14 protein-coding genes are annotated in these 13,289 nt (G+C 70.8%); 7 read left to right on the forward strand and 7 right to left on the reverse strand.

What is annotated here, in order from left to right; all coding sequences use genetic code 11:
- Positions 1-400: 400 nt before the first annotated feature.
- The 3 genes from J7E87_RS32375 to J7E87_RS32385 form a co-directional block, all read right to left on the reverse strand.
- Positions 401-1,156 (reverse strand): bifunctional DNA primase/polymerase, encoded by a 756-nt coding sequence (locus J7E87_RS32375; protein ID WP_215098191.1) that lies wholly within the window; start codon positions 1,154-1,156, stop codon positions 401-403.
- A gap of 92 nt (positions 1,157-1,248) precedes the next feature.
- Complete coding sequence (locus tag J7E87_RS32380; protein WP_215098192.1) at positions 1,249-1,854, reverse strand: TetR/AcrR family transcriptional regulator; 606 nt, start codon at positions 1,852-1,854, stop codon at positions 1,249-1,251.
- A gap of 62 nt (positions 1,855-1,916) precedes the next feature.
- On the reverse strand, positions 1,917-2,921 hold the full coding sequence (locus tag J7E87_RS32385) for a small ribosomal subunit Rsm22 family protein (RefSeq protein ID WP_215098193.1): 1,005 nt from the start codon (positions 2,919-2,921) through the stop codon (positions 1,917-1,919).
- Between the two features lie 128 nt (positions 2,922-3,049).
- On the opposite strand from J7E87_RS32385, the gene J7E87_RS32390 reads away from it, so the two are divergent.
- Positions 3,050-4,369 (forward strand): hypothetical protein, encoded by a 1,320-nt coding sequence (locus J7E87_RS32390; protein ID WP_215098194.1) that lies wholly within the window; start codon positions 3,050-3,052, stop codon positions 4,367-4,369.
- Between the two features lie 70 nt (positions 4,370-4,439).
- On the opposite strand, the gene J7E87_RS32395 is transcribed toward J7E87_RS32390, so the two are convergent.
- Together J7E87_RS32395 and J7E87_RS32400 are read right to left on the reverse strand one after the other, a co-directional pair.
- Positions 4,440-5,792, reverse strand: a complete 1,353-nt coding sequence (locus J7E87_RS32395) for a multidrug effflux MFS transporter (RefSeq protein ID WP_215098195.1) — start codon at positions 5,790-5,792, stop codon at positions 4,440-4,442.
- A gap of 231 nt (positions 5,793-6,023) precedes the next feature.
- Complete coding sequence (locus tag J7E87_RS32400; RefSeq protein WP_215098196.1) at positions 6,024-7,646, reverse strand: alkaline phosphatase; 1,623 nt, start codon at positions 7,644-7,646, stop codon at positions 6,024-6,026.
- A 133-nt stretch (positions 7,647-7,779) separates the two neighbouring features.
- On the opposite strand from J7E87_RS32400, the gene J7E87_RS32405 reads away from it, so the two are divergent.
- Positions 7,780-8,529: an SDR family oxidoreductase gene (locus tag J7E87_RS32405; RefSeq protein WP_215098197.1), complete on the forward strand. Its 750-nt coding sequence runs from the start codon at positions 7,780-7,782 to the stop codon at positions 8,527-8,529.
- A 126-nt stretch (positions 8,530-8,655) separates the two neighbouring features.
- Here the strand turns inward: J7E87_RS32405 and J7E87_RS32410 are convergent, their stop codons facing one another.
- Entirely contained in the window at positions 8,656-8,979 is a 324-nt protein-coding gene (locus J7E87_RS32410; RefSeq protein WP_215098198.1) for a nuclear transport factor 2 family protein, read from the reverse strand.
- A gap of 135 nt (positions 8,980-9,114) precedes the next feature.
- Here J7E87_RS32410 and J7E87_RS32415 point away from each other — a divergent pair, with 135 nt between their 5' ends.
- The 4 genes from J7E87_RS32415 (at position 9,115) to J7E87_RS32430 (ending at position 12,012) form a co-directional block, all read left to right on the forward strand.
- Entirely contained in the window at positions 9,115-9,462 is a 348-nt protein-coding gene (locus J7E87_RS32415) for a MazG-like family protein (RefSeq protein ID WP_215098199.1), read from the forward strand.
- A 145-nt stretch (positions 9,463-9,607) separates the two neighbouring features.
- Complete coding sequence (locus J7E87_RS32420) at positions 9,608-10,618, forward strand: permease (protein ID WP_215098200.1); 1,011 nt, start codon at positions 9,608-9,610, stop codon at positions 10,616-10,618.
- Complete coding sequence (locus tag J7E87_RS32425) at positions 10,615-11,394, forward strand: TIGR03943 family protein (RefSeq protein WP_215098201.1); 780 nt, start codon at positions 10,615-10,617, stop codon at positions 11,392-11,394. The genes J7E87_RS32420 and J7E87_RS32425 overlap by 4 nt, the downstream gene beginning before the upstream one ends.
- 18 nt (positions 11,395-11,412) lie before the next feature.
- Positions 11,413-12,012 carry a hypothetical protein gene (locus J7E87_RS32430; RefSeq protein WP_251018331.1) on the forward strand — a complete coding sequence of 200 codons (600 nt, stop codon included), beginning with the start codon at positions 11,413-11,415 and terminating at the stop codon, positions 12,010-12,012.
- 195 nt (positions 12,013-12,207) lie between these two features.
- Here J7E87_RS32430 and J7E87_RS32435 read toward each other — a convergent pair whose 3' ends face one another.
- A complete protein-coding gene (locus J7E87_RS32435; protein ID WP_215098202.1) occupies positions 12,208-12,507 on the reverse strand; it encodes a hypothetical protein in 300 nt (99 codons plus the stop codon).
- A 125-nt stretch (positions 12,508-12,632) separates the two neighbouring features.
- Here J7E87_RS32435 and J7E87_RS32440 point away from each other — a divergent pair, with 125 nt between their 5' ends.
- The gene (locus tag J7E87_RS32440; protein WP_215098203.1) at positions 12,633-13,283 is read left to right on the forward strand and encodes a hypothetical protein; all 651 of its coding nucleotides are present in this window, start codon (positions 12,633-12,635) and stop codon (positions 13,281-13,283) included.
- The last annotated feature ends 6 nt before the right edge of the window (positions 13,284-13,289 follow it).

The following is a 13,289-nucleotide window of genomic DNA, read 5'->3' on the forward strand; positions in this document are numbered from 1 at the left end:
CCTTCGGGCGTTGTTCTCAATCGCCGGACGGGCTGAATTCCCGCCCGCCGGGCGGAAGTTCGAGCCCCGTCGGCAGAACTTCAAGGCAGCCCGGGCGAAAATCAAGCCCCGTGGGGTCCCCCGGACGAAGTCCGGGCGAGATTGAGGCGCAGGGCCCCCCGGAGCCGAGCCCCGAAATCGAGCCCGTGGGCCCCCGACGAAGCCTGGGGGAGATTGAGGCGCGGGTCCCGGGGCCGAGCCCGCAAACCAGCCCCGTGGGGTTCCCCCCGACGGAGTCTGGGGGAGATTGAGGCGCGGGGTCCGGGGCGGAGCCCCGCAAACCAGCCCGTGGGGGTCCCCCGGACGCAGCCTGGGGGATTGAGGCGCGGGGCCCGCGGCCGAGCTCCGGCCACGGGCGGGCCTAGCGGCTCAGCGGCCAGGCCACCTCGTGGCGGTCCACGCCGCCCTCCACCCCGCCCGCCCACTTCGCGCACGCATCCGTCAGCGTCTCGAGCAGCGTCAGCGGATCCGGCAGCGGATGCTCCGGCCCGCGCACCCAGGCCACCTCCAGCTCACCGGGCAACCGCGCCGGCGGTACGAGTACATAGCTGCCCCGGCAGTGCCAGCGCAGCCCCGGATGCTCGTCCATCGTCTCGGGGTGGCAGTCCAACTCGCAGGGCCACCACTCGTCCTCGTCCTCGGGCGTGCCGCGGGTGGCGGTGAAGAACAGCATCCGGTCGGCGCCGGACTCGGCGACGGGGCCGACCTCGATGCCCCGTTCCAGCAGCCGGGCCAGCGCGCTGCGGCCGGCTTCCAGCGGGACGTCGAGTACGTCGTGGACCATGCCGGTCGCCGTGATGAAGTTCGCCTCCGGCTGCCCCTCGGCCCAGCGCTCGATCTGCGCGGGGTCGGTCGTGGACTGCGTCTGCCAGGCGAAGGAGACGGGGTGCCTGCCGGGCGTCGGACAGCCCATGCGCTCACAGGAACAGCGGTACGAGACGGGGTACGCGGCGGGCGCGAGCGGCAGTCCCGCGGCGCCGGCAGCCAGCAGCAGAGTCACACGGCGGGAGTCGTCGGCGTCGGTGTTCTTGGGGCGTCGGCGCAGCCACTGGGGCAGCCGGCTCTCCCGGGACAGCCTGTTCTCCGTGCCGCGGTAGCGGCCGATACCGTCGCCCATCTATCCCCTCACACCTCACGTTCGCCACCGGCGGACTCTGCCATGGTCCCACCTTCCCGGGCGCCAGGTGGCCGCACCCCCCGATCCGGCGATCAGGACCGCGGTGCGAGGCCGTACAGCGCGTACTCGACGATCGCGTCCGCGTAGTCGTGGGTGAGCGGGAGCGTATGCAGCAGCCAGCGATGGGTGAGGGGTCCGGTGAACAGTTCCAGGGCGGTACGGAGTTCGATGCCGACGCGTACGCCCCCGGTGTCCTGGGCGGCCCGCAGCCGCTTCACGTACAGCTGGAGCTGGGGTTCGAGCAGTTTCTCGACGAACTGCGCGGCGAGCTCGGGGTTGACCACGCTCTCGGCGGCGAGCGCGCGGGCGGGGCCGTCGTAGGCGGGGCTGTTCAGCTCGTCGACGGTGGCCCGCAGCACCAGTTTGAGGTCGGCTTCGAGGTCGCCCGTGTCGGGGATCTCACTCTCGCCCTCGGACGCCCGCTCGGCGAGGTCGAGGAAGGCCTCCAGCAGGACGGCGGCCTTGGAGGGCCACCAGCGGTAGATCGTCTGCTTGCCGACGCCGGCGCGGGCGGCGATGCCCTCGATGGTGGTCTTGGCGTAGCCGGCCTCGCCGACGAGGGCGAGGGCGGCGTCGTAGATGGCGCGACGGGAGCGTTCGCTGCGGCGGGAGGAGTCGGGGGCCTTGGTCTCGCTCATGGCGTCAATCTACCAACGGGAGGAGCCGATACGTTTCGTCTCGTACGTGATGACCTGGCTGGTCAGCCGTCGGAGGCGTCCGGCGGCCAGGCGTCGCCCCATTCCGCGTCGCGGGCCGCCTTGTACAGCGGACCCTGGCGCTTGGTCACCGTTTCGCGGCGGAGTTCCCCCGGCTGCGTACACAGTTCGAGCAGGACCAGGCCCTTGCGGATCTGGGGTTTGCGGGTGACCCGGGCGGGGGCGGGTGTGGCCGGGAAGCGGACCGCGGCGACGTAGCTGAACTTCTCGTCCTCGTACGGCAGTGAACCGCCCTTCACCTGACGGTGCAGCGAGGAGCGGCTGACCCGGGCCGCGAAGTGGCACCAGTCCGAGCCCGGCTCGATGGGGCACGCGTCGCTGTGCGGGCAGGGCGCGGCGACCGTCAGGCCCGCCGCGATCAGCCGGTCGCGGGCCTCGATCACACGGGCATAGCCGTCGGGGGTGCCGGGTTCGACGATCACGACGGCCTGGGCGGCGCGGGCCGCCTCGATGACGACAGCGGCCCGGTCCTTCGGAGTGAGTTCCTTCAGGACATAGGAGACCGTGACGAGGTCCGTGCTCGCCATCCGGAGCGCGTCGCTGATCCGCGCTCGCCGCCACTCGGCGGCGAGCAGCGCGGGCACCCCGGAGGCGACGGCCAGTTCGCGGCCCAGTGCCAGCGCGGGCTCGGCCCAGTCGAGGACGGTGGTGCGCGGGGCGTCCTCCTCCCAGGCCTCGGCGACCGCCCAGCTCGCCGAGCCCGTCCCGCCGCCGATGTCCGTGTGGGTGGCCGGGGACCACTCGGGGGCCGCGGCCCGCAGCGCGGCGAGCGCGGACCGTACCGCCTCGAAGGTCGCGGGCATCCGGTACGCCGCGTACGCGGCGACGTCGGAGCGGTCCCGCAGCACGGGCGCGTCGGTCGGGGTGGTCCCCCGGTAGTTGGCGATCAGCCGCTCGACGGCCTGGGCCGTCTGCGTGGGCGGCTGCTCGGCCAGGAGTTCGGCCAGGGCGTCGCGCAGGGCTTCCGCGGTGGGGAGGGTGGCGTTCACCGACAAATTCTAGGCACGGAATCGGGACAGAACAGCGACGGATCCGAACTCCTGGTGGCGCGGGGGCTGTTGCTACGCTGACGGCCGTCGCCGCTCACAGTACGTGGCGCACCGCTCACGGGGGGACGATGAGACAGAGGGTCGTGCGCGGGTCCCTGGTGGCCGGGGTGATCGTGCTGGCGCTGCTGCTCCTGCTGACCATGTGCGGGGGCGGCGAGGGCGGCAGGGCAGCCGACGACAAGCCCCGCAAGCCGGCCCGGCACAGCGCGGCGCCCCTGACCCGGCTCACCGTCCCGTCCGCGTACGACACCTCGCAGGGCTGGGAGATCTCCAACGCATCGCCCGAATACGCCATCGCGCAGGACAGCGGCCGCATCGGCTATCTGGAGCGGGTCGGCGACGAGCGGTTCCGGCTGCGCACCCTGGACGCCGCGACCGGCAGGCCCGGCTGGACTTCACTGCCCTGGCGTCCGCCCGCCCTGGCCGACCAGTTCCCGCGGCTGCTGTCCGTCGCCAAGGACGGCCGCGAGTACTTCGTGACCTGGTCGTACGGAAAGGCCGGCGAGGACGCGCTGACGACGGCGGACACCTTCGTCGCGCTCGATCTGTACGACGTGGCGGACGGCACCCGGCAGCGGGTAGAGGTCCCGTGGCCGGCCCCGCCGGCCGTCTCGGGCACCGGCCCGGGCGTCCTCATCAGCGACGGCCGCACCAGGAGCGCGGTGGTCGACCCGGTCTCGGGCGAGGTGACCGAGGTGCCGGAGACCGCGCTCGGCCATCCCAGAGGCTGTACGGGCTGCCGCCGCCTCACCGAGATCCGCGGGCTCACCGACAAGGGCCTGCTGCTGAGCGGCGACCGGGGCTTCTGGGTCCGCGGCGGGTGGTACAGCCGCAACGTCGCCCCGGCCCGTACGGACCCCGCGTCCGGCGTGCCGACCTCGGTCGCCCCCGGCTACGTACTGGCCAAGTGGCAGCCCGCGAGGGGCAGCAAGGACGCCGGTACGTACGACATCTGGGCGGTGCACGACACCGCCGCCGGAAAGCCGCTGGTGCAGGTGCGCTGCCACAAGCCCGCGATCGAGCCGGGCGAGTACCCGCGGGCGGTGCTCGCGCCGGAGGGCGGCTATCTGGTCGCCGGGAATCTCGCCTTCGACCTGGAGCAGCGCAAGGCGCACTGCTTCGAGCAGTCGGACGGATCGAAGCCGCTGACGCTGACGACGGTGACCGACTCCGGCACGGCGTACGGAGCGACGAGCGCCCGCAGCCCGGCGGACGCGCTGGCCGGCGGCGGCGCCCCGATCGAGCTGGATCTGGCCACCGCGGTGCCCGAGGCGCTGGCCCCCAGTGTGCGGCTGCCGGGGGCGGAGACCGCGGGGGTGGGGATCTTCAGCTGGACGGACGCGAAGGACCGGCTGCATCTGATCGGTTACCCGCGCCACGAGCGGTAGCCGGGAACGTAGAAGGTAGAAGGTCCGTGTCGGACGGCTGCGCGTCAGGCATGCGCGTCAGGCATGCGCGTCAGACGGCTTCGGCGCGCCGCTGCCAGGGGCGGCACAGCCCGATGAAACAGCCCATCGCGGCCAGCGCACAGGTCAGTTGGACCACGGCCATCGGTACGGCCGTGGCCTCGCCCGCGATCCCGACGAGCGGTGAGGCGACCGCCCCTATGAGGAAGGCGGACGTACCGATCAGCGCGGACGCGGAGCCCGCGGCGTGCGGGGTGCGCATCAGGGCCAGGGCGTTGGTGTTCGGCATGGCCAGGCCCATCGCGGACATCAGCACGAAGAGACCGGCCGCGACGGGAAGCAGGCCCACCTTCCCGAACACCCCTGCCGTCATCAGCAGCAGCGCGGTCGCGGCCAGCGTGATCACGCCGAGCCCGAAGCCGAGCGCCTTGTCCAGGCTGACCCGGCCCACCAGGACCTTGCCGTTGATCTGGCCGACGGCGATCAGGCCGATGGAGTTGACGCCGAAGAGCAGGCTGAAGGTCTGCGGCGACGCGCCATAGATCTCCTGGACGACGAAGGGCGACGCGGCGATGTACGCGAAGAGCGCGGCGAAGGCGAGCCCGCCGGTGAGCGTGTAGCCGGTGAAGACCCGGTCGGACAGCAGCCCCCGCATGGTGCGCAGGGCTTCACCGACGCCGCCGCTGTGCCGCTTCTCCCGTGGCAGTGTCTCGTGCAGCCACTTCGCCACCACGAGCGTGAGCACGATGCCGACGGCCGTGAGGACGACGAAGATGCCGCGCCAGTCGGTGATCCGCAGCACCTGCCCGCCGATCAATGGCGCGATGATCGGCGCGACGCCGGAGATGAGCATCAGCGTGGAGAAGAACCGGGCCATCTCCACGCCGTCGTACAGATCGCGGACCACTGCCCGCGCGATGACGATGCCGGCCGCGCCCGCGAGTCCCTGGAGCAGCCGGAAGCCGATCAGCAGCTCGGCGGTGGGTGCCAGCGCGCAGATCGCGGTGGCGGCGACGTACACGATCATGCCGATGAGCAGCGGGCGGCGGCGTCCCCACCGGTCGCTCATCGGGCCGACGACGAGCTGGCCGAGCGCCATGCCCGCCAGGCACGCGGTCAGCGTGAGCTGGACGGTCGCGGCGGGCGAGCCGAACGACTCGGTGACCGCGGGCAGCGCCGGGAGATACATGTCCATGGAGAGCGGCGGCAGGGCGGTGAGTCCGCCCAGGACGAGGGTGACCAGGAAGCCGACGCGGCGCGCTGCCGCCACAGGCACGGAGTCGGCCGCGGTAGTTGCCGGGTCGGCGGCCACAGCGGGCGCGGGACCGACCGACGTCACGAGTGCCGGGTCGGCGGCCGGTATGTGTCCTTCTGTACTGGTCTGGCCGCTGTCCGGCTTCGGCATCGCGTCTCCATGTCCTTGAATCCCTCCCTATGCTCTCAGCTCGTCCGGAGTGGTCGAGACCTGTTTTTGAGACGGTGCCGGGAATGAGAGGGATGGGCGGGCGACACGAAGTCCGCCGCCGGTTCCGCCCCTGGCCTTCGGCATGGGGGGATCCCAACGGCAGTCTCGCCGTGCTGCGGACGCTCGACGCGGTACGGGACCGCATCGGCGTCCGCTTCCCGGCGAGTGGGGTCACACGGGCTTGAGCCCCGGGTCGCCGGCCTCGGTCACGAACGACGCGGCCGTGACGATCGGCGCGCCCGGCGTCGTGACGGCGCTGACCGTCTTGAAGTCGGCGCGCGCCTGCTGCTCGCCGAGGGTGACGGTCACATAGCCGCGACGGCCGTTGTAGAACTTCATGTGCGGATTGGCGGCCCTGAGGGTGTCGTAGTTGGCGGGCCGCTCCTCGCCGTCCTTGCCGCTCGAGATGGAGGTGGCGACGATCTCGGTGCCGACGACGGGCGAGGCGGAGTCGTTGAAGTTCCGCCTCAGGTCGTACGCGTAGCCGCGGTGCACATCGCCGGTGAGGACCATCAGGTTCTCGATGCCGGCCGCCGCCGCGCCGTCCACAACGCGCCCGCGGGAGGCCGCGTACCCGTCCCAGGCGTCCATGCTCACCTTGTACGGCGTGGTCGGGACATCACGCCGCTGGGCAAAGGTGACCTGCTGCGGAACCACGTTCCAGCGGGCCCGGGAGCTCCTCCAGCCATCGATCAGCCAGCGCTCCTGGGTGGCGCCGGTCAGGGTGCGCGACGGGTCGTCGGACTCCGGCCCCGGGACCTGCCAGCCGTCGCCGTACGCCTGGTTGGAGCGGTACTGCCGGGTGTCGAGGATGTCGAACTGCGCGAGCCTCCCGAAGTGCAGCCTGCGGTACAGCTGCATGTCGGGGCCCTCGGGCTGCTGGGGCCTGCGCAGCGGCTGGTTCTCCCAGTACGCGCGGTAGGCGGCGGCCCTGCGCAGCAGGAACTCCTCCGGCGGGACGTTGTTCTCGGGGATGTCGCCCGCGTAGTTGTTCTCGGTCTCGTGGTCGTCCCAGGTGAGGACGTAGGGGTGCGCGGCGTGCGCGGCCTTGAGGTCGGGGTCCGACTTGTAGAGGCCGTAGCGCATCCGGTAGTCGTCGAGCGTGACGGTCTCGCGGTTGAAGTGGGCGGGGAGGACCCGGTCGGTGTACTTCCGGGCGCCGCCGACGGCGTTCACGGCGTACTCGTAGAGGTAGTCGCCGAGGTGGAAGACGGCGTCGAGGTCCTCTTCGGCGAGGTGCTTGTACGCGGTGAAGTAGCCGTCGTGGTACGCCTGGCAGGACACGGCAGCGAACTTCAGCTCGCTGATCCGCGCGGCCCGGGCGGGCGCCGTCCTGGTCCGCCCGGTCGGGCTGATCCAGTTCCCGGCGCGGAAGCGGTAATAGTACGGGCGGTCGCTGCCGAGGCCGTCGACCTCGACGTGGACGCTGTGGTGGAACTCCGGGTGGGCGGTGACGGATCCGCGCCTGGCGATACGGGCGAAGCGGGAGTCGTGGGCGAGTTCCCAGCGCAAGGGGACCTTGGCGCGGGGCAGTCCGCTGTCGGGCTCGTAGGGGCGGGTAGCGAGGCGGGTCCACAGCAGTACCGAACCGGGCTGCGGGTCTCCGGAGGCGACGCCGAGCGTGAAGGGATCCTCGGTGATCTTCTGGGCGTCGAGCTCGGCGGCGTGGGCGGAGCCGGGCAGATTGACGGCGAAGGCGAGTGCGGCGGCGGCGCCGGTGACGGTGAGAAACCGGCGGCGGCCGATGTGCCGGGCGGCCGCGCGGAGTTCGGGTGCGTGCGGTGCGGGTGTCATGTGCCCCTCCCCTGACGACTGTTGTCCCTTCGCATTGGAGTGGGGGCTGACGACTCTGCGTTGTCGAGTACACAACATCCGTATGTCGGTCGGATGAGTTCCGCGTACAGGTACGGGTCTACGCTGCGCGTCCATGAACGCAGTTGCGAAGATTGCCGTGGTGACCGGAGCGGGCTCGGGCATCGGCCGGAGCGTGGCGCTGACGCTGGCGGGGGCGGGCTGGTCGGTGGTCGTGGCGGGCCGACGCGCCGAGGCGCTGGAGGAAACGGCGTCGCTGGCGGGTGGGGACGTGCTGTGCGTGCCCACTGATGTGACGTCACCGGCGGATGTCACCACGCTGTTCGCGACCGCGCGCGAACGCCACGGCAATGTTGGCCTGCTGTTCAACAACGCGGGCACGTCCGGCCCACGGGCCCGCTTCGAGGACCTCTCCTACGAGGACTGGCGCGCGGTGGTGGACGTCAATCTGACAGGCGCATTCCTGTGCGCGCAGGCGGCCTTTCGCATCATGAAGGACCAGTCCCCCCAGGGCGGCCGGATCATCAACAACGGCTCGATCTCGGCGCATGCGCCCCGCCCGAACTCGGCTCCGTACACGTCGACGAAGCACGCGATGACGGGCCTGACGAAGTCGCTGTCACTGGACGGGAGGGCGTACGGAATCGCCTGCGGCCAGATCGACATCGGCAACGCGGCGACGGAAATGACGCAGCGCATGCGCAGGGGGATCCCGCAGGCGAACGGAGAGGTGGTGGTGGAGCCGGTGATGGACGCGGCGGACGTGGCGCGGACGGTGCTCCATATGGCGGAGCTGCCGCTGGAGGCGAATGTGCAGTTCGTAACCGTGATGGCGACGGGGATGCCGTACATCGGCCGGGGGTGAGGTCGGGGGCGCGGGGCGCTGATGGCGCCCGTGCGCGCGCTGCACGTTGGAGCGCACAATCGCCGAGGCCGCCGACCATCGCGCCCGGCGCTGCGCCAAGGCGAGGTGCGCCACCGGCCGCCGTGCCTATGCCTGCCCGGTCTCGAAGCGGCCGACCTTCCCGCCGTCGACGACGAACTTCCAGGCGGTACGCATCTCGCCCCAGGTGTCGTTGCGGTACCGGGCGACCAGGCTCAGCCCGTCGGCGGACTGCGACTCGACCTCCATGTGCCCGCGAGAGGAGAAGATCTCCCGGTCGGTCCAGTCGTCGAGGTCCCGATCGCTGCCGTCGTCGGACATGGTGGCGCCGGGCGCGAGGGCGGCCAGGAAGCGTTCGCGGTCATTGGCGTTGAGCGCGTCGACGAAGGCGCGTACGGCGGGTTCGGTGAGCCGGTCCACAGGAATGGTCATGGTGGTCTCCACGGTCTTTCGGTACAGGCAGTCCAGAGCAGTCGGTACGGAGCATTCGGTACGGGGCTCGGTACGGAGCATTCGGTACCGAAAAGAGGCCCCTCATCCCTACACCGCACGTGGCAGGCTTCCCGCATGGAACACACCCTGGACACCACCATGGACCCCATCTGGGACAAGGTAGGCCGCCTGCACGCCTGGCTCGACGCGGAGAGCGACCTGCCGCCCCAACAGGAGGTGCTGCTGCGGATGTTGAAGCTGTCCGAGGAGGTCGGCGAGGTCGCCCAGGCCGTCATCGGCGCGACTGGCCAGAACCCGCGGAAGGGCCGTACGCACAGTTGGCGGGACGTCGAGTCGGAGCTGTGCGACGTGATCATCACGGCGATGGTGGCGCTGCGTACGCTCACGCCGGACGCGGCCGGGGTCTTCGACACTCACGTACGGCGCGTGGCCGCGCGCTCGCTCGGCTCCGCGGAGAACTGACGAACTGGTGCTGTGCATGTGCGAGCCGCCGCTGATGATGCGACTCGGGTCGCCCCTCGAAATGAGAAGCCGTGCCTGAACCGGCGTACTGAAGGTGGAGGGGAACCAACTCACGAAGCCCTTCCGTACCGGAGGTACCTCACCCGTGACCACCACCAAAGCAGCCCCGGCCCGGGCCGAGCGCCGCGACGCGGATGATCCGCAGGGCTGGCAGTTCAACTCATCCCTCGTCCTGACCATGGTGCTGCTCGTGGTGGTCGCGCTGCAGGGGCCGATCCGCAGGGCGTTGTCGGCGCCGGTGATGCAGAGCTGGATGACCGTGTTCGTCGCGGTGTTCGTCCAGGCCCTGCCCTTCCTCGTCCTCGGCGTGCTGCTGTCGGCGATCATCGCGGTGTTCGTCCCGCCATCGTTTTTCGCCCGCGCGCTGCCCGGAAAGCCCGCCCTGGCGGTCCCGGTGGCCGGGATGGCCGGAGCGGTCCTCCCCGGCTGCGAGTGCGCCTCCGTGCCGGTGGCCGGGGCGCTGGTGCGCCGGGGCGTCACCCCCGCGGCGGCGTTGACGTTCCTGCTGTCCGCCCCGGCGATCAACCCGATCGTGCTGACCGCCACCGCCGTCGCGTTTCCCCGCCACCCGCAGATGGTCCTCGCCCGATTCGTGGCGAGTCTGCTCGTGGCGTGCGCGATGGGCTGGTTGTGGCAACGGCTGGGCCGCGCCGACTGGCTGCGCCCGCCGGACCGCCCGTCGTCCGACAACCTCAGCAAGGCGGCGGCGTTCTGGGGATCCGTACGACACGACGTGATGCACGCCGGCGGGTTCCTCGTCGTCGGCGCGATGGCCGCGGCCACCCTCAAAGCGGTGGTACCGGCCGACTGGCTGCACGCCGCGGCCGACAACCCCGTGGTGTCGATCCTCGCCCTGGCGATCCTCGCGGTGCTGTTGTCGATCTGCTCCGAGGCCGACGCGTTCGTGGCCGCGTCCCTGTCCCAGTTCTCGCTCACCGCCCGGCTGGCATTCCTCGTCGTCGGACCGATGATCGACCTGAAACTGTTCGCCATGCAGGCCGCCACGTTCGGCCGCGGGTTCGCGCTGCGGTTCGCCCCCGCCACATTCACCCTGGCCGTCCTCATATCGGCCCTGGTCGGGGCGGTCCTGCTGTGAACCGGCAGGCGCAAGCGGCCGTGATGTTCCTCGTCGGCGCGGCGGTGCTGCACGCCGGCTTCACCGATCTCCATCTCCGCTACGTCAAGGCCGGGTTGCGCCCGTTGCTGCTCGCGGCCGGCATCGTCCTGATCGTCGCCGCCATCGCCACCGTCTGCTACGAACTGCGGCCGCGCGCGGCCCAGGAGACCCAGGAGACCGAGCAGACCCAGCCCGAGCACCACGAACGGCGCGACCATGAGGTCGGCCATGCGCAGGTCGGCCATGCGCACCGCGAGCCACGCATCTCCTGGCTCCTCATCCTGCCCCTGCTCGCCCTCATCCTGGTCGCCCCACCCGCACTGGGCTCCTACAGCGCCATGCGCACCGGCACAGCCCTGCAACCCCCCTGGGGCTTCCCCACCCTCCCGGCCGGCGACCCCCTGAAGCTCAGCGTCGGCGACTACGCCGGCCGCGCGGTCTACGACCACGGGCGCTCCCTCAGCGGCCGGCGGCTCAAAATCACCGGCTTCATCGCCCTCGACCGCAGCGGCGAACCGTACCTCGTCCGCATGGCCCTCAACTGCTGCGCCGCCGACGCCCAACCCGTCAAGATCGGCCTGTCCGGACAGATCCCCGCTGTCCTGCCGCCCGACGCCTGGCTCGAAGTCATCGGCACCTACAGCGGCAAACAGACCAAAGACCCTGTCAACGACGGCGTCATCCCGTTCATCAACGTCAGCGAGGCCAGACGGGTCCCGGCCCCACACGACGAGTACGAAAGCGGGAGCAGTTGAGCGCGTCATTGCCGGCTAATGATCAGGGGTGACGCGCTGGCCAACCAGCAGCGTGACGGGCAGGACCGCGCAACCCGGGCCGTCGCGCTGTTGCGCAAGGCCGGTTACCGAGTGGACGCGGACGCGGCATTCGATCCTTCGCTGGCCTCCGACACAGCCGCCGCCCGCGACCGGCCCCCGCGCGTTGAGCCGGACGTCGCGCTCGCCGAGCATCCGCAGCTCGGCGTGGTCGCCGCCACCGCCGACGGTTCCTCCACTCTCGGCACCCGACGCATCCTGGAAGAACACGGCTGGCGGCATAATCCGAGCCTGGACATCTACACGCTGCCCATCACCACCGACCGCCGCGACTCGCTCGGTAAAGTCGCCCAAACCACGGTGTCGATGAACCGCGCCGACCTCCTGGTGGCTGTGCAGCCCCTCCTCGCCCAGGACGTAACCGCGCGCCGATCACCTGTACCCACGACGGCAGCGCGCCACGAGCGCAGCAGGCTTCACCACCCTCAAGTTCCCCATCAGCGCCGCCGCGCTCGCCGCCAGTCCCGCCCCGCGTCGGCCTGCCCGGTAAGGCCTCGGTTCCCACACCCGGCGCCTCCGCTCCGGCGGCCCGCCCGGTAGACCCGCGCGTCGCGTTCTCCCGCAACCGCTGACCCGACTCCCGTGAGAAGCAGTTCCCATGGCCGTTGTCGGTAAGCCCGGCTGTCGCAGCCTGCTGAATGCTCTGGAGCAATAGTCATCGATCACTGTCGGAAGATGGCTCAGCCTTGGTGTCGATCTGGTCGAGGGCGGCGACCAGATCCTCGACCAGAGCCCTCAGCGGCGGTTGACGCCTGCTGTGCCGAGCTCGTCCTTGCACTCCTCCGGCACAGCCACCATCTCGAACGTCGCCCTGCCGTCCTTCTCCGGCTCGTCGGTCGTCGCGGCCTGCTCGGCCTTCAGCTCGGCGGCGAGCTTGACGCAGTCCACCTCACCGCCGCCCGAAGCGGGCCCGGGCTGGTGCGTCTCGGCGGGCGGCGGCTCACGCGGGCCTTCGGGTACGCCGGGACGGCCGACACCGGCGAGGATCCCAGCCGCCAGGACAAGGGCGACCAGTAACGCTGCCAGAGCCTTCACGACAGCGCGGCCACGATGGCGGTGACGACGGTGACCGTGGCGAGCAGCATCGCGGAGCGCGTGGTCGCCTGGACCTTTGTGCGGGACACGGGTTCGCCTTTCGTAGGTTTCGTAGGCTCGGGGGCATGACCGAATACCCGAACGTTGAACCTGTGTGGGCGCGTATTACCTGCTGGCTGGAGAAGAACGCGCCGGTCTCCCACCAGAGCCTGCTGCCGCCGGCTACCGACGAGGAGGTCCGCACCGATGAGGAGCAGCTGCGGCAGTGGCTGGGACATGGATTCCCCGATGAGTTGAAAGTCCTGTGGCGGGTGTGTGGCGGCGTGGAGTGCGTCGAGGTTGAAGCGGACGAGGAGGGCGAGCTTCGGTCGGACATGTTCCTGCCCGGTGGGGTTTTCCTCAGTCCGAGGCAGGCCGCCGCGATTCGCCTGTCGTTCAATTGGCCTGATGTCGACTGGGGGAGGGCGTGGGTTGCCTGGCTGGGTGAGGATCAGGAAGGGGCCCTGATGGGCCGCTACGTCGACGCATCCGGGGGGCCTGGAGGCGGCGGTGAGGGGCAGTGGTCCGCGCACTCCGGGCCCGAGATGGCCGCGCCCGAGTTTTCTTCTGTCGGTTCCTATCTCGAGGGGGTTGCCGAGGCGCTGGAGTCAGGCAGTGCTCCGTTCGTGAGTCAGAGATGGCCAGAGCTGCCTGGGGTGGTGAAGGGATGTCTGGTGTGGGAACACCCTGACTCTCCTGCTGTGGACGGCTGGGAGTCGTTCCACCCGGTTTCTTGAGGACGG

It is taken from the genome of Streptomyces sp. ISL-1, assembly GCF_018614585.1.
In the GTDB taxonomy this organism is placed as follows: domain Bacteria; phylum Actinomycetota; class Actinomycetes; order Streptomycetales; family Streptomycetaceae; genus Streptomyces; species Streptomyces maoxianensis.